This window comes from Sulfurimonas lacustris, assembly GCF_059705355.1.
This window is the reverse complement of the sequence record NZ_AP046125.1, coordinates 262,074-282,299: the sequence shown is the minus strand read 5'-3', so window position 1 is coordinate 282,299 and position 20,226 is coordinate 262,074. Positions and strand designations below refer to the sequence as shown.

General features: G+C 38.9%; 18 protein-coding genes and 5 tRNA genes. 4 read left to right on the top strand and 19 right to left on the bottom strand.

Going from position 1 to position 20,226, the window contains the following annotated elements; translation table 11 throughout:
• Positions 1–92: 92 nt before the first annotated feature.
• The 15 genes from rpoC to AC6H4V_RS01505 all read right to left on the bottom strand — a co-directional run bounded on the left by rpoC (position 93) and on the right by AC6H4V_RS01505 (position 14,209).
• Entirely contained in the window at positions 93–4,604 is a 4,512-nt protein-coding gene (gene rpoC / locus AC6H4V_RS01575; protein ID WP_497607198.1) for a DNA-directed RNA polymerase subunit beta', read from the bottom strand.
• Positions 4,597–8,742, bottom strand: a complete 4,146-nt coding sequence (rpoB, locus tag AC6H4V_RS01570) for a DNA-directed RNA polymerase subunit beta (RefSeq protein ID WP_497607197.1) — start codon at positions 8,740–8,742, stop codon at positions 4,597–4,599. Before rpoB ends, rpoC begins: the two co-directional genes overlap by 8 nt.
• 224 nt (positions 8,743–8,966) lie before the next feature.
• On the bottom strand, positions 8,967–9,335 hold the full coding sequence (rplL, locus tag AC6H4V_RS01565; protein ID WP_428728915.1) for a 50S ribosomal protein L7/L12: 369 nt from the start codon (positions 9,333–9,335) through the stop codon (positions 8,967–8,969).
• A gap of 56 nt (positions 9,336–9,391) precedes the next feature.
• Positions 9,392–9,871 carry a 50S ribosomal protein L10 gene (gene rplJ / locus AC6H4V_RS01560; RefSeq protein WP_497607196.1) on the bottom strand — a complete coding sequence of 160 codons (480 nt, stop codon included), beginning with the start codon at positions 9,869–9,871 and terminating at the stop codon, positions 9,392–9,394.
• Positions 9,872–10,023: 152 nt separating this feature from the next.
• Positions 10,024–10,716: a 50S ribosomal protein L1 gene (rplA, locus tag AC6H4V_RS01555; protein WP_497607896.1), complete on the bottom strand. Its 693-nt coding sequence runs from the start codon at positions 10,714–10,716 to the stop codon at positions 10,024–10,026.
• A 92-nt stretch (positions 10,717–10,808) separates the two neighbouring features.
• Positions 10,809–11,234, bottom strand: a complete 426-nt coding sequence (gene rplK / locus AC6H4V_RS01550) for a 50S ribosomal protein L11 (protein WP_428728912.1) — start codon at positions 11,232–11,234, stop codon at positions 10,809–10,811.
• 19 nt (positions 11,235–11,253) lie between these two features.
• A complete protein-coding gene (gene nusG / locus AC6H4V_RS01545) occupies positions 11,254–11,796 on the bottom strand; it encodes a transcription termination/antitermination protein NusG (protein ID WP_428728911.1) in 543 nt (180 codons plus the stop codon).
• Between the two features lie 9 nt (positions 11,797–11,805).
• On the bottom strand, positions 11,806–11,985 hold the full coding sequence (secE, locus tag AC6H4V_RS01540; RefSeq protein ID WP_428728910.1) for a preprotein translocase subunit SecE: 180 nt from the start codon (positions 11,983–11,985) through the stop codon (positions 11,806–11,808).
• Positions 11,986–12,048: 63 nt separating this feature from the next.
• A tRNA-Trp gene (locus AC6H4V_RS01535) sits at positions 12,049–12,125 on the bottom strand.
• A 54-nt stretch (positions 12,126–12,179) separates the two neighbouring features.
• Positions 12,180–12,332: a 50S ribosomal protein L33 gene (gene rpmG / locus AC6H4V_RS01530; protein ID WP_137011688.1), complete on the bottom strand. Its 153-nt coding sequence runs from the start codon at positions 12,330–12,332 to the stop codon at positions 12,180–12,182.
• 44 nt (positions 12,333–12,376) lie between these two features.
• Positions 12,377–13,576: an elongation factor Tu gene (gene tuf, locus AC6H4V_RS01525; protein WP_497607195.1), complete on the bottom strand. Its 1,200-nt coding sequence runs from the start codon at positions 13,574–13,576 to the stop codon at positions 12,377–12,379.
• Positions 13,577–13,666: 90 nt separating this feature from the next.
• Positions 13,667–13,741: transfer RNA gene (locus AC6H4V_RS01520), tRNA-Thr, on the bottom strand.
• A gap of 160 nt (positions 13,742–13,901) precedes the next feature.
• Positions 13,902–13,978 (bottom strand) — tRNA-Gly (locus tag AC6H4V_RS01515).
• Positions 13,979–13,991: 13 nt separating this feature from the next.
• Positions 13,992–14,076 (bottom strand) — tRNA-Tyr (locus AC6H4V_RS01510).
• 56 nt (positions 14,077–14,132) lie between these two features.
• Positions 14,133–14,209: transfer RNA gene (locus AC6H4V_RS01505), tRNA-Thr, on the bottom strand.
• 137 nt (positions 14,210–14,346) lie between these two features.
• Between AC6H4V_RS01505 and AC6H4V_RS01500 the strand changes: the two genes are divergently transcribed.
• On the top strand, positions 14,347–15,072 hold the full coding sequence (locus AC6H4V_RS01500) for a YaaA family protein (RefSeq protein WP_428728908.1): 726 nt from the start codon (positions 14,347–14,349) through the stop codon (positions 15,070–15,072).
• On the opposite strand, the gene AC6H4V_RS01495 is transcribed toward AC6H4V_RS01500, so the two are convergent.
• The gene (locus AC6H4V_RS01495; RefSeq protein WP_428728907.1) at positions 15,065–15,673 is read right to left on the bottom strand and encodes a hypothetical protein; all 609 of its coding nucleotides are present in this window, start codon (positions 15,671–15,673) and stop codon (positions 15,065–15,067) included. The genes AC6H4V_RS01500 and AC6H4V_RS01495 overlap by 8 nt on opposite strands.
• A gap of 90 nt (positions 15,674–15,763) precedes the next feature.
• Between AC6H4V_RS01495 and rlmB the strand changes: the two genes are divergently transcribed.
• The gene (rlmB, locus tag AC6H4V_RS01490; protein WP_497607194.1) at positions 15,764–16,513 is read left to right on the top strand and encodes a 23S rRNA (guanosine(2251)-2'-O)-methyltransferase RlmB; all 750 of its coding nucleotides are present in this window, start codon (positions 15,764–15,766) and stop codon (positions 16,511–16,513) included.
• 3 nt (positions 16,514–16,516) lie between these two features.
• On the opposite strand, the gene AC6H4V_RS01485 is transcribed toward rlmB, so the two are convergent.
• Positions 16,517–16,837, bottom strand: coding sequence for a thioredoxin family protein (locus AC6H4V_RS01485; RefSeq protein ID WP_497607193.1), 321 nt, complete (start codon positions 16,835–16,837; stop codon positions 16,517–16,519).
• Positions 16,838–16,890: 53 nt separating this feature from the next.
• Between AC6H4V_RS01485 and AC6H4V_RS01480 the strand changes: the two genes are divergently transcribed.
• Together AC6H4V_RS01480 and AC6H4V_RS01475 are read left to right on the top strand one after the other, a co-directional pair.
• Positions 16,891–17,799, top strand: a complete 909-nt coding sequence (locus AC6H4V_RS01480; protein WP_497607192.1) for an AEC family transporter — start codon at positions 16,891–16,893, stop codon at positions 17,797–17,799.
• Positions 17,796–18,473, top strand: coding sequence for an endonuclease III domain-containing protein (locus AC6H4V_RS01475; protein ID WP_428728903.1), 678 nt, complete (start codon positions 17,796–17,798; stop codon positions 18,471–18,473). The genes AC6H4V_RS01480 and AC6H4V_RS01475 overlap by 4 nt, the downstream gene beginning before the upstream one ends.
• A 52-nt stretch (positions 18,474–18,525) precedes the next feature.
• On the opposite strand, the gene AC6H4V_RS01470 is transcribed toward AC6H4V_RS01475, so the two are convergent.
• Both AC6H4V_RS01470 and AC6H4V_RS01465 read right to left on the bottom strand, forming a co-directional pair.
• Entirely contained in the window at positions 18,526–19,728 is a 1,203-nt protein-coding gene (locus AC6H4V_RS01470) for an IS256 family transposase (protein ID WP_497607026.1), read from the bottom strand.
• Between the two features lie 67 nt (positions 19,729–19,795).
• Positions 19,796–20,047: a ComEA family DNA-binding protein gene (locus AC6H4V_RS01465; RefSeq protein WP_428728902.1), complete on the bottom strand. Its 252-nt coding sequence runs from the start codon at positions 20,045–20,047 to the stop codon at positions 19,796–19,798.
• Positions 20,048–20,226: the final 179 nt, after the last annotated feature.

Sequence of the window (20,226 nt, the reverse complement as noted above, 5' to 3'; positions counted from 1 at the left end):
TATTTTAAGTGTAAATTAATAAATGAGTATTTATGTGTAGAAAATAGTAGAATTTTTAGAGAGGATTTAAAAAATAGGGAAAACCCTATTTTTTAATTTTTTGAAAAAATCATCTCTTGATTTTTGTAAATACCTGTTCCAACAGGAATAGTGCGACCGATGATTACGTTTTCTTTAAGATCGTTTAGGTCATCTATTTTTGCACTTACTGCTGCTTCTGTCAATACTTTTGTCGTATCTTGGAATGATGCAGCAGAGATAATACTATCAGCTGAAACGGCAGCTCTCGTGATACCAACAAGGAATGGCTCTGCAATCGCAGGACGTCCACCAAGCTTGATAATCTTCTCGTTCTCTTGCGCAAACTTCGTTTTAGAAATCAAATCGCCTTCGATAAACTTCGTATCGCCAGATTTGATAATTTTTACCTGTCTTAGCATCTGAGTAAAGATAACCTCGATATGCTTATCAGAGATATTAACCCCTTGAGAGCGGTAAACTTGTTGTACTTCGCTCACTAGATAGTTATAGAGTGTTTTTACACCCATAATGCGTAACAACTCATGAGAAGAGATGATACCTGAAGTAAGTCTCTCGCCAGCGTGTACAAAATCACCTGTGTTTACAACCGGAGTATGTGACTTGTCAACAAAATACTCTTTTATCAAACCACTCTCGGATGCAACAAGAATTCTAATCTTGCCACGGAGTGATTTTCCAAACGTCACCGTTCCATCAATCTCAGAAATAAGAGCTGTTGCTTTTGGACGACGACCCTCAAAAAGCTCACTTACACGAGGAAGACCCCCTGTAATATCGCTTGACTTTTGAAGTGCTTTTGGCGTTTTTGCAATGATATCGGCAACTTTTACTTTTGCACCATCTTCAACATAAATAGATGTTTTAGGCTGCATTTGGTATCTTAACAACTCGCCATCTTCGCTTGCAAGAACGATTGTAGGCTTATACTCAACCGGAACGTGGTCGCTAATCATAAGACGTGTCTTACCGCTTAACTCATCGTACTGCTCTGTCGCCGTTGTTCCAATGATAATATCTTCAAACTTCACAACACCATTTGTCTCAGAGATAACAGGGTTAGAGTATGGATCCCACTCTGCTATGACTACTGACTCATCACTTTTTGGCTTTGCGATAAGAGTTTTTGGATCTACAACTGCATCATCCTCTGCAACGATAAGCGAACCACGCGCTATATAGTGGCGCACTGCTTCACGGTTATTTGCATCAACAACAGTTGCAAAAAGTCCTTTTTCAACGACTTCATAACCAGCCTTAAGACCTTCAAATCTCTGTAAATAGTCCCCTCTGAGGAGGAAGTATTTCACAACACCATCCTCTTTTGCAAGAATTTTTTGCGTTACAGGCGCGCCATTTGCAACCAATATTTCTGATGCGTATGGGATACGGCTTGGGACATTCCATCCATCTTTGATAGTTTCAACGATAGACTCATGCTCTTTAACTTCAGCGCCACTCTCGTATGGGAAGTAGTATTTTCCTTCTATTTGACCACCAACACCCGCTAGTTCATTTGGTTTTGCTATCTCATTTTTACGAAGTACGTAACGTACAGTCTCTGTTTTTGATGCTACACTGATGATTACTTCATCATGTACCGTTTGAACTTCAAATTTACCTGTAAAAGGAGCTTTAATTTTAGGCTCAACTAAAAGAATAGCTGCATTTCTACGGTTAGCAACGATATTTCTACCCTCTTTAGAAGCGTATGTTTTGAGGTTATAGTAACGGATAAAGCCCTCTTTTTCAGCAACAACTTGTCTCTCTTGAGCAGTTGAAGATGCCGTTCCACCGACGTGGAAAGTTCTAAGAGTAAGCTGCGTACCTGGTTCACCGATGGATTGTGCAGCGATAATACCAACTGCCTCACCACGACGCACTATCTGTCCTGTTGCTAGGTTGACACCATAACAAAGAGCACAGATACCATTTTCACTCTTACATGTTGTAGGAGTTCTGATGTATGCGGTTTTGATGCCAGCTTCTGCAATAACTTTTGCACTTACTTCATCGATGAGCGTTCCCTCAGCAAAAAGAATCTCGTTGCTGATTGGGTCGATAACATCATCTGCTAAAACTCTACCGTTAAGTCTATCTTCAAGAGACTCAATAAGTGTATTTTGGTCGCTGATGTCAGAGATCTCGATGCCTTCATGCGTATGGCAGTCATGCTCTACAATCTTCACATTTTGAGCAACGTCAACAAGTTTACGAGTAAGGTAACCAGCATTTGCAGTTTTAAGTGCTGTATCGGCAAGACCTTTTCTCGCACCGTGAGTAGAAATAAAGTACTCAACAACGTTAAGACCCTCTTTAAAGTTAGAGATAATCGGAGTTTCAATAATCTCACCGCTTGGTTTAGCCATAAGCCCCCTCATACCCGCAAGCTGACGAATCTGCGCTGCTGAACCACGCGCTCCTGAGTCTGCCATCATGTGGATAGAGTTAAATCCTGCTTTATCTGTCTGAACCAAACTCATCATCTGCGTAGCAAGTGTGTTATTTGTATCTGTCCAAACGTCGATAATTTTGTTATATCTCTCTTGTTCTGTTAAAAGACCTGCTTCGAACTGCTTTTGAATCTCAAAAACTCTATTTTTAGACTCTGCAATTTTTGCTTCTTTTGTCGTTGGTATCTTGATATCATCGATTGAGATTGAGATACCAGCTTCTGTCGCATGCTTGAAACCTAAGTTTTTAAGTCTGTCAAGGAATCCTGCAGTAATACCGATACCGCCATGTTTTTGAACATAGTCAACAATCTCGTTGATAGCTTTTTTCTTCATAACTCTATTCCAAAGCTCTGCTGGAACAAAATCAGGTAAAATAGCTTTAAGGAGCATACGTCCTGCAGTTGTGTGGATAATTCTTCCCTCATCCCTAGTTCTTACTTTTGCATGCAAATCAAGCGCATCATGTTCAATAGCGATACGTACTTCATCCACATTTGCAAAAAGTTTATTTGAACCTTTTACTCCGTTTTTCTCTAAAGTAATATAGTAAATACCAAGAACCATATCTTGCGAAGGAGTTGCTATCGCCTTTCCTGATGCAGGAAGAAGGATGTTCATAGATGCAAGCATCAACACTTTTGCCTCTGCAATAGCCGCAGAGCTTAGTGGAACGTGAACAGCCATCTGGTCACCGTCGAAGTCCGCGTTAAATGCAGCACAAACTAGTGGATGAAGCTGAATCGCTTTTCCATCGATAAGCTTAGGATGGAACGCCTGAATTGAGAGCTTGTGAAGTGTCGGTGCACGGTTAAGAAGTACAGGATACCCATCAACTATCTCAGCAAGGCACTCCCATACTTCATTTGTCTTATCTTCAATCATCTTCTTTGCAGATTTGACTGTTGTTGCGTACCCTTTTTCTTCAAGTTTTGCAATCAAATGCGGTTTGAAGAGCTCTAACGCCATCTTTTTAGGAAGTCCACACTCATCCATTGACAATGAAGGTCCGACAACGATAACTGAACGTCCAGAGAAGTCAACACGCTTTCCAAGAAGGTTTTGTCTAAAACGCCCCTGCTTTCCTTTAATGATTTCACTTAAAGATTTCAGTGGGCGCTTGTTAGCACCTTTTACGGCATTTGCACGACGACCATTATCAAAAAGAGCATCTACCGACTCTTGAAGCATACGCTTCTCATTTCTAACGATGATTTCTGGCGCTTCAAGCTCAACAAGACGCTTTAATCTTTGGTTACGGTTGATAACACGGCGGTAAAGGTCGTTGACGTCTGAGACCGCAAATTTTCCGCCATCAAGTGAAACAAGCGGTCTTAAGTCTGGTGGAAGAACTGGCAAGATTGTGAGCATCATCCAAGCAGGATTATTTCCTGAATTTAAGAAGGATTCAATAACTTTGAGTCTTTTTGCGATAGTTTTTGTTTTTGCTTCACTCTTTGTCTGCTCTATCTCCTCTTTTAACTGCGTAAAGAGATCAACAAGGTCGATAGAGTCAAGTAAGTCACGAACAACTTCACCACCCATGCGTGCTTTAAAGCCAAGTTCTCCAAATCTAGAAACAAGTGTACGGTACTGCTCTTCATTTAAAACATCATACTTAAGAACAGGAGTTTTTGCCTCTGCATCATAGTACGCTTCACCGCCACTCTCTACGATATATGCTTCATAGTAAAGTACGCGCTCTAAATCTTTCATCTTGATACCCAAAAGTGTACCGATACGAGAAGGCAATGAACTTACATACCAAATATGTGCAACCGGAGTAACAAGTTCGATGTGACCCATACGCGTACGACGTACTTTTGTACTTGTTACTTCAACGCCACACTTCTCACATACAACACCTTTGTAGCGCATCTTTTTATATTTGCCACACAGACACTCATAATCCCTTACAGGACCAAAAATCTTTGCACAAAAGAGACCATCACGCTCAGGTTTGAGCGTACGGTAGTTGATAGTTTCAGGTTTTTTAACTTCACCGTGACTCCAAGATAAAATTTTATCTGGAGCAGCTAGGCGAAACTGTATCTGTTTTATATCTGTTGGTCTTTTTTCTTCACTTACTTCAATAGGTACTAGTTTACTCATTGTCTTCTACCTCGTCAAATATTTCTACATCTAGAGCTAAAGATTGAAGCTCTTTTGTTAATACAAAGAGAGTTTCTGGAATACCAGACTCTGGTACCAACTCCCCTTTTGTAATTGCTTTATAAGCACGCACACGTCCATCAACATCATCTGATTTGATAGTTAACATCTCTTTAAGAACCGCACTTGCTCCGTACGCCTCCAACGCCCAAACTTCCATCTCTCCAAATCTTTGACCACCAAAGAGTGCTTTACCGCCAACTGGCTGTTGCGTAACAAGAGAGTAAGGTCCAGTTGAACGTGCGTGAATCTTCTCATCAACCAAGTGGTGTAGCTTGAGGATATACATGTAACCCACGTTAACACGCTCTTTCATCTTCTCACCAGTGAGACCATTGAAAAGTACTGTTTTACCATCCATATTCATCTTTGCAAGGGCAAAAAGCTTCTCAAACTCTACAGCATTCACACCTTCAAATATTGGAGAGGCAAACTTCACACCTCTTGACCAGTCGCGTGCATGATGTAAAAGCTCTTCATCGCTCATCGCACCGAGAACTTTTTTTGCTTGCATCATACCTGCAACATCAGCAACTTCTATCATCTTTGCACGAATATTTGCGATAAAATCTTTCTGATTTGCATCAAACTGTGCTTGGATTTGGTGACCTATCTCACGTCCTGCCATACCTAAGTGCATCTCTAAAATCTGACCGATATTCATACGAGATGGAACTCCCAGTGGGTTAAGACAGACATCCACGCTTCTTCCATCTTCCATGTATGGCATATCAACCTCAGGAACGATTGTGGAGACGATACCCTTGTTTCCGTGGCGTCCTGCCATCTTGTCACCGACTTTTAGCTGACGTTTTGTAGCAATGTAAACTTTTACATATTTGACAACGCCATTTGGAAGAATGTCATCTTTTTCTAAGATATTTAACTTCTCTTCATGCTCATCACGGAAAAGTCTCTTCTCTTTTTGAAAATAGTTCTTTGTTTTGTTGTACTCAGACTGAATCTCTTCACTAAAAGATTTGATAATTGCATTCATCGCAAAACGATTTACCTCTACCAAATCTTGCGGATTGATCATATCACCCGCTTTATAGTTTGTATTTCCGATTTTTATATCAGAAGTAAGAGCCTCTTTTGTGAGAAGTTTTGTAACTCTTAACATCTCCTCTTTATCTATCATAAGAAGTCTATCGTAGTGCTCACGCTCTAAATAGTCACGCTCCTCTTTTTCAAGTTCAAGTGTACGAGAATCTTTGTCATACCCTTTTTTAGTGAAGATTTTAACATCAACAACAACACCTTCCATACTCGGTGGGCAGTAGAGTGATTTGTTGATAACGTGTCCAGCTTTTTCGCCAAAGATAGCACGAAGAAGTCTCTCTTCTGGTGTTGGTTTTACCTCGCCTTTTGGAGAAACTTTTCCAACAAGAATCATTCCGCCTGTAACAGTCGTACCGATTTTAACGATACCGCTCTCATCTAAGTGAGAAAGCTCATCATCTCTTACGTTTGGAATATCACGTGTAATCTCTTCAACACCGTGCTTAAGCTCTCTAGCTTCTACCTCTTTTTCATAGATATGAACAGATGTAAAAGCATCTTTACGAATCAATCTCTCAGAGATAACAATAGCATCCTCAAAGTTATAACCATTCCATGGCATGAAAGCTACCATTGCATTGACACCAAGTGCCAACTCGCCTTGATCCATGTTTGGACCATCTGCAATGATTTGCCCTTTTTCTACCCTTTGACCAATCTTTACAACAGGCTTTTGCCCAAATGCTGTGTTTTGGTTTGTACGTAGATTTTTCTGTAATGGATAATAATCTATATAGATATCCCCATCATCTTCGCCCATAACATAGATATGTTTAGCGTCAACTTTTTCTATAATACCCGCGCGTTTCGCCTTAACACACTCCCAAGAGTCACGTGCTACAAGCTTTTCAACACCAGTCCCAACCATTGGCGCTTCACTTCTTATAAGTGGTACTGCTTGACGTTGCATGTTTGAACCCATAAGTGCACGGTTCGCATCGTCATGCTCTAAGAATGGAATAAGCGACGCCGCAACACCAACAACCATATGAGAGGAGAGGTCTGCATAGTCACACTCTGTAATAGGGCGGTGAAGAATCTCTCCATCCACTCTTGTTACAACCATTTTATCTATAAACTGTCCATCTTTATCGAGCTTGTTTGAAGCAGCTGCAATCTTCTTGCCCTCTTCTTGCGTCGCTGTAAGATAGACTATCTCATTTGTAATCTTTCCATCTTGCATCACTTTATAAGGTGCTTCAATAAATCCATGCTCATTTACTTTTGAGTATGTAGCAAGTGTGTTGATAAGACCGATGTTTTGACCCTCTGGAGTCTCAATTGGACAGATTCTTCCATAGTGTGTCGGGTGAACGTCACGTACTTCAAAGCCTGCACGCTCTTTGATAAGACCGCCCTCTCCAAGAGCCGATAAACGGCGTTTATGTGTCACTTCTGAAAGTGGGTTTGTCTGATCCATAAACTGTGAAAGTTGTCCGCCTGAGAAAAACTCCATAATTGTCGAAGTTATCATCTTTGAGTTGATAAGGTCGTGAGGCATAAGCTCATTCATTGGACCACTCATCGTTGAGAGTTTGTCACGGATGGCTTTTTGCATTTTTATCAAGCCATTATGAAGCTCATTACCCAAAAGTTCACCGATAGAACGGATACGACGGTTTCCTAAGTGATCTCTATCGTCAATATGACCTTGACCGTTTTTAACTTTAATGACATATTTAACTGATTCGATAATATCTTCATGCGTCAAAACTGTCACATACTCAGGAATATCAAGTCCTAATTTATGGTTCATCTTCATACGACCAACTTTAGTGAGATCATATCTCTCAGGGTCAAAGAAGAGTTGATTTACGAAAACCTTTGCAGCCTCTTTTGTTACAGGTTCACCAGGTCTCATAACTTTATAGATACGAATTGCAGCAAGTGCATTTTCATCTTCGATATCTTCAGTCTGCTTTAAAAGCTTGAGTGAATCTGCATCTGCATTAAACGCGTTGATAACAGAGCTATCAACACCCTCTGCCAAGTCATTTGCTATACTAAAGTTTTTAATACCGATTTCACTCATCTTTTTGAGTTTTGTCTCATCGATGCGAGTCATTGCATCAAAAAGTATCTCCCCAGTCTCAGGGTCAACAATCGGTTTTGCCAAATAACGATCAAGAAGAATCTCAAGCGGGTACTCTACATCACTCAAACCATCTTCAATAAACTTTTGTGCTTTCTTTAAAGAGAGTCTTTTTCCAGAGGTTAAAAGTACTTTTCCATCTTTGTCAATCAAATCATATGTTAATCTTGAAGAGTAATCATGCGGATTAAACGGCATTAAAAACTTATTGTCAACGATACTGATTTTTTGAATCGGATAGAATAGTTTTAAAATATCTTGCTTTGAGTAACCAAGCGCACGGAACATAATCGTAACAGGAACTTTACGACGCTTGTTGATTCTCATATAAAGAATATCTTTAGGGTCATACTCAAAATAGAGCCAAGAACCACGGTCTGGAATAATCTGACCCGTATAGATAAGTTTATTTCCAGAAGTCGTTGACTCCTCTTCTTTAAAAATAACACCTGGGGAGCGGTGAAGCTGATTTACGACAACTCTCTCTACACCATTGATGATAAATGAAGTTCTATCAGTCATAAGTGGAATATCACGAACAAAAATACTCTGCTCTTTGATATCTTTTACACCAAGCTTCTCTTTTGTATTTTCGTCTCTGTCCCAAAGAACAAGACGCGTTTTCATTCGCAAACTTACTGCATAAGTAAGTCCACGCTCCATACACTCTCTCACAGTATATTTAGGCTTACCTACTTCGCTATCAATATACTCAACAGTCAATCTGTTTTGTGTATCATGGATAGGAAAGACTGATTGAAATACTGTTTCAACACCACTTTGCGATCTGTCTTTTTCATCAAGCATTAAAAACTTGTTGTATGAGCTCTGTTGTAGTTGTAATAAGTTTGGTACTTCTATTTGTTGAGGGGTTTTTGAGAAGTCTACACGAAGACGATTTCCGGAATATAAAGTATTTAACATTGGCTACCTCGGTGAGTTGTTATTAAGACCTAATCCTAAAGATTAAGTTATCGTATCTAGGCGTCCCTAGATGATTTTTAGCTCAAAAAGTAAGAGCTTTTTTTACAGTGCTTATAAACGACATAAGGGCACTTTTATGAAAAGATTTCCATCTTCTCGTAAAAGCGCCCAAAAGTGCGTAACTTCAGGGGAAAATCCCCCTCCATTACGCGTAGGTAGTAAAATTATTTAACTTCTACTTTTGCGCCAGCTTCTTCAAGCTCTTTCTTAGCGTTCATAGCAGTTTCTTTATCAACACCCTCTTTGATTGTTGAAGGTACGTTTTCAGTTGCATCTTTTGCTTCTTTTAGTCCAAGACCAGTCAATGCACGAACAACTTTAATTACGTTAATCTTTTTGTCACCAGCATCAAGGATAACAACGTTGAATTCAGTTTGCTCTTCTACAGCTACTGCAGCAACAGCACCACCAGCAACAGCAACAGGCTGTGCAGAAACTCCGAATTTCTCTTCGAACTCTTTTACCAATTCAGAAAGTTCTAATACAGAAAGTCCTGAAATAAACTCTAATACATCTTCTTTTGTTATTGCCATAATAATTCTCCATTATGAAATTTTCAATGATTGCTCATTGTTATTGTTGAAGGCGATTAAGCCTCTTCTCTTTTTTGTCTCAATGCGTCCAAACCAATCGTAAAGTTTCTGATCGGTCCCATCCAAACAGATGCAAGCATACCAAGTAGTTCTTCACGTCCTGGAAGTTTAGCAAACGCTTCAACTTTAGCAGCATCAGCAGGCTCACGGTCAATATAAGCAGATTTGATAATGAATTTATCATTATCTTTAGCAAAATCTGCAGCAATTTTTGAAGTAGCAATAGAATCTGCACCCCATACTAAGATGTTAGTGTCTTTTAAAGTAACACCAGTAAGTTCAGCATTTGATAATGCGATAGTTGCTAAAGTATTTTTAACAACTTGAACTTTTGTATCTTTAGCACGAGCCATTTTTCTCAATGTTTCAAGTTTAGAAACACTCAAACCTTTGTAATCACAAAAGATTACACCCTGAGCATCTTTGAATTCATTTGAAAGTACTTCAATAATTTCAGCTTTTTGTGTTTTTGTCATAGAATATCTCCTTTCCAGACAACACTTCAACAGGAACACCGATAAAAATCAGCATATTAAGCTTTCGCTCCTATATCTTCAGTCCATAAAATGCAGTTACCAAAGTAGTAACTTGATAGTGCTTTACGAATAAAGCACTAAAAATTACTAGATTATTTCAATTCTGCCAATTGCATAACATCAAGTTTAAGAGCTGGACTCATAGTTAAGCTAAGTGCACAGTTTTTAATATAGCGACCCTTTGCAGATGCTGGCTTATGTCTGTTAATTGCCTTAACAAATGTAAGAAGATTTTCAGCAATTTTATCTGCTGCAAAACTTGCTTTACCGATACCTGCATGGATATTTCCTTTTTTATCAACGCGGAAATTAACCTGACCACCCTTAACATTTTTAACAGCAGTTGCAACATCTGGAGTTACAGTACCTGTTTTAGGGTTAGGCATCATACCTTTTGGCCCTAGAATACGACCAATTTGACCAACAAGTCCCATACAATCAGGTGCAGCTACAACGATATCAAAGTTAAAGATACCATCTTTAATCTGCTGCACTAAATCATCTGTTCCAACGATATCAGCACCAGCAGCTTTAGCTTCATCAGCTTTAACGCCTTTTGCAAAAACTGCAACACGAACTGTTTTTCCAGTTCCGTGAGGAAGAACGATAGCACCACGAATCATCTGATCCGCATGTCTTGGGTCTACGTTTAGGTTAAATGCTACTTCGACAGTCTCGTCAAATTTTGCACTTACTAAATCTTTTACAAGTACTGATGCTTCATCTACACCGTATGCTTTTGTAACGTCAATTTTTTCAATTAATTGTTTATATCTTTTGCTCATTTTCAAATCTCCTATAAATTCTGCCACAAATTTTTACATCACTGTGGTCGGTGATAAGAACTCTAAAGGTGAAAACCTTTAAAGAGAACTGCTTAGTCTACGATTTCAATACCCATTGAACGTGCTGAACCTGCGATAGTGTTTGCCGCTGCTTCTTTATCATCAGTGTTCATATCTTCAATTTTTCTATTGACGATTTCCATCACTTGTGCACGAGTAAGTTTTCCAACTTTGTTCTTAAGTGGATTACTAGAACCGCCTTTTAAACCTGCTGCATGTAAAATAAGTGCAGTTGCAGGTGGTTGTTTTACAATAAATGTAAAGCTCTTGTCTGTATAAACAGTGATAACTACAGGAACTTTAAATCCCATCTTATCTTTTGTTTTTTCATTGAAGTTTTTTGTAAACTCCATAATGTTAACACCACGTTGACCGAGTGCAGGTCCTACTGGAGGAGCAGGTGTTGCTTTGCCAGCTTCAATTTGTAGCTTGATATAGCCCATAATTTTTTTTGCCATCTTTTTTCCTTTGTAAAATTTAAATTATTTTTTCAACTTGCGTATAAGCAATATCTACTGGAGTTGCTCTTCCGAAAATTGAAACATTTAGTTTTAGAGTTCCATGCTCTAAATCATACTCATCTACAGTTGCCGTGAAGTTTGCAAAAGGACCTTCTGTAATACGGACTGTCTCACCACTATCGAAAAATACTCTTGGCTTAGGTGCCGCACGGTTAGAAACACGATCTAAAATAACATTAATATCATGCTCACTAAGTGGAGTAGGAGTATTTCCCTCCCCAATAAATCCAGAAACTTTTGGTACTGTCTGAATAAGATGTTGAATCTCTGTGCTAAGATCTATTCTTGCAAAAACATACCCTGAATAGAGTGATCTCTCAGTGATTTTTTTCTTACCATCTTTTACTTCAATTACATCTTCTGTAGGCACGATAACATCTGTTATAGCATCTTGAAGTCTCATCTCTTCAATCATATTTAAAATCGCTAAGCGGACTGTTCTCTCATTTCCATATGTTTGGATAGAGTACCACTGATGATTGTTTTTTTTCTTCTCCATTGACACCCTTTATCCTAAAATTGCCGAAACTACAGATGACATAATCAAATCTACAAGCGCTAAAAAAGCAGTTATAACAGCAACAACAATCATAACTGAGATGTAAGCTTGTTTTACTTGACCTTTTGTAGGAAAAATGACTTTGCTTAATTCTAGTCTCGCATTTTTAATATGTGTACCTAAATTCATTGAACTTCCCTAATAGTCATTAATTATATATAAAGCTCATAAGCTCTACAAATAATAAATGTGTGGCAGGCGTAGAGGGATTCGAACCCCCAACACCCGGATTTGGAATCCGGTGCTCTAACCGTTGGAGCTACACGCCTATTTTGAACAAAAAAAGCTCAGTCCAAAGACTTAAGCTTCTATTTGCAACTATATTAGAGTTTCATCTCTTTGTGAACAGTATGCTCACGACAAAACTTACAATATTTTTTTACTGAAAATTTTTCAGTATGAGTTTTTTTGTTTTTAGTTGTGTGGTAGTTACGACGTGTGCACTTCTCACAACCTAAATGTATTGCTTCTCTCATGCTATTAACCTTTTAAAGGATTTTACATATTCGCACAAAGCGAATTATGCAAGAATCTCAGCTACAACACCAGCACCAACAGTTCTTCCACCCTCACGGATAGCAAACTTAGTACCTTTTTCCATAGCGATTGGGTGAATTAGTTCAACAGTAATGCTTACGTTATCACCTGGCATAACCATCTCAGTACCTTCTGGTAATGTGATTGCACCTGTTACGTCTGTTGTACGAACGTAGAATTGTGGGCGATAGTTACTAAAGAATGGAGTATGGCGACCACCTTCCTCTTTACTTAGTACGTAAATCTCAGCTGTAAATTTAGTGTGAGGAGTGATACTCTTTGGCTTACAAAGAACTTGACCACGCTCAACACCATCTTTTGTGATACCACGAAGCAAGAGACCACAGTTATCACCTGCAAGACCTTGATCCATCTCTTTACGGAACATCTCGATACCTGTTACAGTAGTTGTTTGTGTATCGCGGATACCAACGATTTCGATAGTATCACCAATCTTAACAAGACCACGCTCGATACGACCAGTTACAACTGTTCCACGACCAGAGATTGAGAAAACGTCTTCAACCGGCATTAAGAAATCTCTATCAACTTCACGAGTTGGCTCAGGGATATACTCATCTACAGCAGCCATAAGCTTTTGGATTTTTGCAGACCATGGTCCAAGTGTACCAGTTTTTGCTTCTTCAAGAGCTTCTTTTGCAGAGCCAGCTACGATTGGAGTATCGTCACCTGGGAAGTCGTACATATCAAGAAGTTCACGGATTTCCATTTCAACCAACTCTAAAAGTTCTTCATCGTCAACCATATCTTCTTTGTTCATGAAAACAACGATATAAGGAACGCCTACTTGCTTAGAAAGAAGGATATGCTCACGAGTTTGTGGCATCGGACCATCAGCAGCAGAAACAACCAAGATAGCTCCATCCATTTGTGCAGCACCAGTAATCATGTTTTTAACATAGTCCGCGTGACCTGGACAGTCAACGTGTGCATAGTGGCGCTTATCTGTTTCATACTCTACGTGTGATGTAGCAATCGTAATACCACGCTCACGCTCTTCAGGAGCATTGTCGATTTGATCGTAATCCATCATTTTTGCACCGTTTGTTACTGCAAGAACCGCAGTAATTGCAGCTGTTAGTGTTGTCTTACCATGGTCTACGTGACCAATAGTACCAATGTTTACGTGCGGTTTATTACGCGAAAACTTTTCTTTTGCCATAGTGTCCTCCGACTTAATTTGTGAATAGAAATGGAATTATACCCAAAAATTATTCAATTATTGCTTAAATTTTATCTGTACTTTATCAAATGGAGCTCACGAGCGGATTTGAACCGCCGACCTCTTCCTTACCAAGGAAGTGCTCTACCCCTGAGCCACGAGAGCAGAGTAAAAGTTACAGTAAAATAGCAAGCAATAATTGCATAATTTTATAAATATTATATTAGTTTTTTTGTGTAGATATAGCTATGTATAGACGCTACTGTTTTAAAACAATAGGTTTATGAAGTAGGTTGAAATTGTACTTCAGCTTCCAGAATCTCAATGGAGCGGGTGAAGGGACTCGAACCCTCGACCCTCAGCTTGGAAGGCTGACGCTCTAGCCAACTGAGCTACGCCCGCATCTGCCATTGAGTGGTGGTGAGTGGTGGATTCGAACCACCGAACCCGGAGGGAGCGGATTTACAGTCCGCCGTCGTTGGCCACTTGACTAACTCACCATAACTTATTATGTTTTTATCTGGTCTAACACTGTTTCTAATATTCTCTCATTCAATGGTGCCGGCACGAGGATTTGAACCCCGGGCCTGCTGATTACAAATCAGCTGCTCTAGCCAACTGAGCTATGCCGGCGTTGAATTTGAGCCAGAATTATAGTGCAATCTTTTTTCAATGTCAAGAGTTTTACTCTAAATATTTATCATATTGCACTCTTTATGTAAAAAAGGGTACGATTTGAGTAAATTTACTCTCTTTTTAAAGGCATTTGAATGTTAAAAATACTATTTTCTCCAGCAGAGAATAAAAAAAATGGTGGCAATGAGGAGAAAAAAGAGCTCTTTGGTGCGCATAATTCACGAGAAGTTATTTTAAATGAGTACAACTCTATCATCCAATGTGCCGATATGCAAAAGATAAAAGAACTTTTTGGACTTAAAAAAGAGAGTGACTGCGCTCCTTACATCGTCGATATTTTCGATACACCGCTTATGTCTGCTATCGAGCGTTATGATGGCGTAGCGTATGACTCGCTTGATTTTGCCTCACTAGGCAAAGAGGCAAAAGAGTATCTCAGAAAAAACACCCTTATCTTTTCAAATCTTTATGGACCGCTCTTGGGAGGCGACACCATTGTGAACTATAAAGTAAAGCAGGGTAACAGTATCGGCAGATATGCTCCAGAGAAGTTTTATAAAGAGAGATTTTCATACCAACTTGACCTCTATCTTGCCAATAGTGATATTTTAGATCTACGCGCTGGGTACTATGACAAATTTTATGATCTAAAAAAACCGCACACTACACTGAAGTTTTTAAAAGATGGCAAAGTTGTCAGCCACTGGGCAAAGGCATATAGAGGCTTGGTTTTAAGGGCAGTGGCTTTGAACAACATAAGCTCCTTGGATGCGTTTATGCGCATGGAGATAGAGACGCTTTATGTCAAAGAGATTCTCAAAAAAGGGTTACGAACAGAGGTTGTCTATGATATCAGATGACCTCTGTTGTCTGTTCCTCTAAATCTTTGAAGTCGGCTCTTCTTTTTTCAAGCTCTCTTCGGTAGCTCGCATAATCACCAAAATCAAAAAATTTCTCATATCTTGAGTGCATCTCTTTTTGTGTTCGTGAGTGTTTAATGGGACACCAAAACTGCTCTGTCCTAGCGGCTATCTCTCTGGTGTAAGCAATAACACCGTTAAAATACTCACAATACCAACAGTTTATCTTCTCCACTCTATCAAGATAAAAAAGGTTGTATCTATCCATAATGACATAATCGCTTCTTTTTACTTTTGGGATTTTGTAGATAGGAAAACAGACACTCTGATAGATGGTTACAAAGATGTCCACAAGAAGAGCAGGCAACATCATAGACCAGATAAAAGGGATGGTAAAAACAGCGAGCACTGGGAAAGAGGAGAGATATCTAATCGAGCTTATGATTTTGCTTCTTCCCTCTTTTATGACGTTCTCTTGAAATTTAACCTTTTTGTCTTCAAGCGTATAGAAAAATTCGTCCTGCTTTTTTCTAAGCTCTAACATAAGCTCATCTTCAAGAATTTTTATCTGCGCGGCTATCTCTTCTATTCTATTGTCCATAATCTCTTCTCTTTTTTGTCAGATTATAGCAGAATCTCTTTATGGATAGAAAAAATAGTGTAAAATGGTGCTAAAAAAGAGGATTTATTTTTGGAAGATTCACAAGAGTACAAAAAGAAAAAAGCATATTTTGAAAAAATCATAACGCTTTATGGCAGAAATGTCGTCATGGAGGTTTTGCAAGAGCGCGGGGTAGAGATACATAAAGTGCATATGGCAAACTCTAACAAGCCTGAGGGTGTGATTGAAACGATTCTCAAGCTTGCAAAAGAGAGAAATATTGAGGTTTCTTATCATGATAAAGCTGCGCTAAGTAGAATCAGCAAAAATGCCAAACAAGATCAAGGCGTGGCGATTGACATTATCGCAAACTCTTATCAAAATGCAAATGAGATAAAAAGCTTCAAAAGCTTTAAACTTCTCGCACTCGATGGCATCCAAAATCCTCAAAATCTTGGTATGATCATCCGTTCATGTGCGGCGGGACATGTCGATGGAATCATTCTTCCTAAAAAGAACAGTGCGAAAATCTCTCCGCTTGTCATAAAAGCGAGTGCAGGAACGCTCTTTCGAGTTCCTATCTACTACTGCGATACGCTTGATGCCATTTTGAGGGAGCTAAGTGACACAAAAATCTATCTCCTCTCTTCGCATGCAAAACAGAGCATCTATGATGTACAAAAAAGCGAGAAATCAATCTTTGTACTTGGAAATGAGAGTGATGGTGTTTCAAAAGAGATTGAAAAACTTTGTAACGACTCTATCACAATTCCCATGAACAGAGGTGTTGAGTCGCTTAATGTTGCAGTTACTGCGTCACTTATCGCTTTTATGAGATAGTTGTTAACTCATCATCATTCTATAAGGACGCTCTATCTCTCGTACAACCTCATCCACACTCATATGGCGAGATTTTCGAAGGAACTCCCGTCCGTCTAAAAAAACCAAAACAGTAGGAATGGCAAAAACGCTAAAATAAGCCGCCACTTCTTGTTCTAAAGAGGTATCGATACTAACTATCTTAAACTCTTTAAAATTATTTTCTATCGCTTCTAAAAGTTTTGGTTTGAGTGCATGGCAAACGTTGCATGTTGGGGCTGAAAAGTAGAGCATTACTGCTGGATTCTCTTTTATACTCTTGTTTATCACTTCTATGGTTTGCATAAGCTCGTCCCTTTTTTGGTGTGAAATTATACTCTATTTGCTATAATCCCCCGATGAGTTCGATACTATTTTCTATTCTGGCTATTTACATCTTTATTGTCATCGGTTTTGTTGCGAAAATGAGCTTCAAAGAGAAGATTGACGACAAAACTATCACGCTCCTCAATGTCTATTTTTTACAGGTTTTTCTCACCTTTTGGGGGCTTCTTATCCGCCCTGTCGATGTAACGCTTCTTTTTGCTCCATCCATCTATCTCTTTATCACTCTTTTGGTTTTGCTGCTTGTGGCACTCTTTGCAAAAAAGTTGTTTCAAGACCAAAAAGAGTACTCCATCGCAACAGTTGCCGCCATCATAGGCAATACAGGAAATCTCGGTATTCCTCTGAACATCGCTATCTTTGGAGAAGAGTCGATTCCCTACACAACTGTTATCAATCTCATGAATGTCTTTATAGTCTATACCGTCGGTGTTTACTACTACTCAAGAGGAAATTTTGATGTAAAAACATCACTTACAAACATCATCAAACTTCCCATTCTGTGGGCGGCAATGGTGGCGATTGTGCTTAGTGTTTATGGATATAAACCAAGTGATGAGATAATGAAAACACTGATGATGGGGGCTTATGCTTCTATCGTTATGCAGCTTGTTTTGTTTGGTATCTATCTTTACGGCACAAAAATAAGCGAGATTAGCAAGACTCTCACGCTATGGGTTATGGGTGTAAAGTTTCTTTTTTTACCCGCTGTTGCATTTGTCGTTCTCTCTTTTATCACACTTGATTCCATGATAAAAGGGATTATATTTATAGAGATTTTAGTTCCTCTTGCCATTGCAAATGTCAATTTTGCATCACTCTATGAGTGTAAACCAAAAATCGTCACCGCGCTTGTTTTTATCTCTTCCCTGCTCTTTTTAGGCATTATCTTTATCGGCGTTAAACTCCTCTCTTACCTATGAATACCATATATGCTCTCTATAAAATACTCTACAAAACATACGGGGTTCAGGGATGGTGGCCTATAACTGGATATGGATATCATAAAGCAGACTATAACTTTCCACGGAGTGAGAATGAAATATTTGAAGTCTGCATAGGCTCTATTTTGACACAAAATACGACATTTACTTCTGTGGTAAAATCTTTAAATAATTTACATGCAAAAAACGCCATTAGCGCCTCTTCAATCGCATCCATGGAGTGCGACGAACTCAAAGAGGCGATACGACCATCAGGATACTTTAACCAAAAAGCAAGATATATTTTAGAGTTTATCAAATTTTACAACACTCTTGATGGCAAAGTTCCAGAGCGAGATACACTTTTAAATGTTATAGGAGTTGGGCAAGAAACGGCTGATTCTATGCTTTTATATGGCTACAATCAACTGGAGTTTAAAGTTGATGCTTACACAAAACGCATCCTACTTGCGCTTGGGATTATAGAACAAAAAAGTAGTTATAGCGAGGTTAAGATGCTTATGGAGAGTTCGTTAAAAGAGTGCATAAGCGATGAAAAAGAGCTACTTAAAGTCTATCAGGAGTTCCATGCTCTTTTGGTAGAGCATGGCAAGAACTTCTACTCTAAAAAACCTTATGGTGTGGGGTGCTTTTTAAAAAAAGAGTTCTCTTAGTCTGGTAGTGTTCAAGATTCTGTGTCAGCATCGAGTAATTCCTAAAATTGTATCATAAGTTTAAAGCGTTATCAAGCCGTCCCTCAAAGTGGATGGCTAATTGAGAGATTGTCAAGCTCCAGTTTCTAATGGGCATAGTCCACTTTTTTTGGGCATTTTGAATCCCCATATAAAGCAGCTTGAGTAAGCTATCATCATTGGGAAAAGCGCCTTTAGTTTTTGTAAGCGTTCTGAATTGACGATGGACTGACTCAATGATATTGGTTGTGTAAATAACTCTGCGTATATCCTCTGGGTACTGAAAGTACACAGATAAATTCTCCCATTTATTTCTCCAAGATTGAAAAACGATAGGGTATTTTTTACCCCATTTTTCTTCCAATTTATCAAGCTCAAATTCTGCTTCTTCTTTTGTAAAAGCTTGATAAACGTCTTTGAGTTCTTTTGCGAATTGTTTTTGATTGGCAGAACCAACATACTTGAGGCTGTTACGTATTTGATGGACGATGCAGAGTTGCACTTGTGTATCTGGAAATACCGAGTTTATGGCTTCTGGAAAGCCTTTTAAACCATCTACCGAAGCTATAAGAATATCTTTAATTCCTCGGTTTTGCAAGTCGGTAAGTACCTGTAGCCAGAACTTAGCGCCTTCACTTTCATTGAGATATAAACCAAGCACCTCTTTTTTGCCGTCAACTCTGACGCCTAGCACTGTGTAAAATGCTTTTGAGATATAGCGACCGTCTTCTTTGACTTTGTAGTGAATGGCATCTAAAAAAATAAAGGGATAAACAGCCTCCAAGGGTCTTGTTTTCCATTCTTGAAGCATAGGAATAATCTTGTCGGTTACCGCACTTATGGTGGCTTTAGAGAAGCCTACGCAGTAAAAATCTTCAATATGTTTGGCTATCTGAGAATAGCTGTTGCCAAGTGCAAACAGTGAAAGAATCTTCTCTTCGATTTCACTCGTCATACTAGTTTGATTCTTCTTTACGATTTCAGGCTCAAAGCTGCCGTTGCGGTCTCTTGGAACATCAAGCTCGAAAGTTCCATGATCACTTTTCATAGTTTTTGAGCTATAGCCATTTTTTCGGTTTCTTTGGAGGTCAGCAGAGAGATGAGAGTCTATCTCAGCTGCAAGTGCAGCTTCGGTGAGCTGTTTTATAAGTGAGCCTAATGCTCCATCTGAACCGCCAATGCTTTTGCCGGCTTTTATATCACGAGCAAATTGCTCTACATCTATTTCTATCTTCATATCTGCGTCCTTGGGTATTTGTTATTTTACCCGATTGACACAGAATTCTGAACGGTCCCCTTAGTCTTTACTTTTTACAGCCACTTGCTGCCATATTAGAGCGATTTTTTTCTAAAAATTTCTCTCCAAGCCCCTTAACTTCTTTAACCTCATCCACTTTACTAAAGCAGTTATGCTTTTTTCTATACTCTAAAATTGCATTTGCTTTTGCCTCTCCAATACCATTGAGCGTCATTAACTCAGCTTTATCTGCTTTGTTAATATCTACTGCACCAAAACTAAACGTAACTCCTAAAAGCAACAAGGACAACCATTTCATATTTCACTCCTTTTAATTTTAAATGTTTTATTTTATAGTTAAAATAAGAATACGTATCTATTTTTAACTAAATAAATCAAAAAAAGCAACAACTGGTCAGTTTCGTAACATATTTATCTTCTAGAAGAGGGATAATAATGGGTAAAGAGTACGAATGAGGGATAAACAATGAAAGGTTG

Coding starts and splice junctions, on each gene's coding strand:
- AC6H4V_RS01470 (WP_497607026.1), bottom strand. CDS start 19,728: ATGAAGATAGAAATAGATGTAGAGCAATTTGCTCGTGATATAAAAGCC.
- AC6H4V_RS01465 (WP_428728902.1), bottom strand. CDS start 20,047: ATGAAATGGTTGTCCTTGTTGCTTTTAGGAGTTACGTTTAGTTTTGGT.
- nusG (WP_428728911.1), bottom strand. CDS start 11,796: ATGGAGAAGAAAAAAAACAATCATCAGTGGTACTCTATCCAAACATAT.
- AC6H4V_RS01475 (WP_428728903.1), top strand. CDS start 17,796: ATGAATACCATATATGCTCTCTATAAAATACTCTACAAAACATACGGG.
- AC6H4V_RS01485 (WP_497607193.1), bottom strand. CDS start 16,837: ATGCAAACCATAGAAGTGATAAACAAGAGTATAAAAGAGAATCCAGCA.
- tuf (WP_497607195.1), bottom strand. CDS start 13,576: ATGGCAAAAGAAAAGTTTTCGCGTAATAAACCGCACGTAAACATTGGT.
- rplJ (WP_497607196.1), bottom strand. CDS start 9,871: ATGACAAAAACACAAAAAGCTGAAATTATTGAAGTACTTTCAAATGAA.
- secE (WP_428728910.1), bottom strand. CDS start 11,985: ATGAATTTAGGTACACATATTAAAAATGCGAGACTAGAATTAAGCAAA.
- rpoB (WP_497607197.1), bottom strand. CDS start 8,742: ATGTTAAATACTTTATATTCCGGAAATCGTCTTCGTGTAGACTTCTCA.
- rplL (WP_428728915.1), bottom strand. CDS start 9,335: ATGGCAATAACAAAAGAAGATGTATTAGAGTTTATTTCAGGACTTTCT.
- rpoC (WP_497607198.1), bottom strand. CDS start 4,604: ATGAGTAAACTAGTACCTATTGAAGTAAGTGAAGAAAAAAGACCAACA.
- AC6H4V_RS01495 (WP_428728907.1), bottom strand. CDS start 15,673: ATGGACAATAGAATAGAAGAGATAGCCGCGCAGATAAAAATTCTTGAA.
- rplA (WP_497607896.1), bottom strand. CDS start 10,716: ATGAGCAAAAGATATAAACAATTAATTGAAAAAATTGACGTTACAAAA.
- rpmG (WP_137011688.1), bottom strand. CDS start 12,332: ATGAGAGAAGCAATACATTTAGGTTGTGAGAAGTGCACACGTCGTAAC.
- rplK (WP_428728912.1), bottom strand. CDS start 11,234: ATGGCAAAAAAAATTATGGGCTATATCAAGCTACAAATTGAAGCTGGC.
- AC6H4V_RS01500 (WP_428728908.1), top strand. CDS start 14,347: ATGTTAAAAATACTATTTTCTCCAGCAGAGAATAAAAAAAATGGTGGC.
- AC6H4V_RS01480 (WP_497607192.1), top strand. CDS start 16,891: ATGAGTTCGATACTATTTTCTATTCTGGCTATTTACATCTTTATTGTC.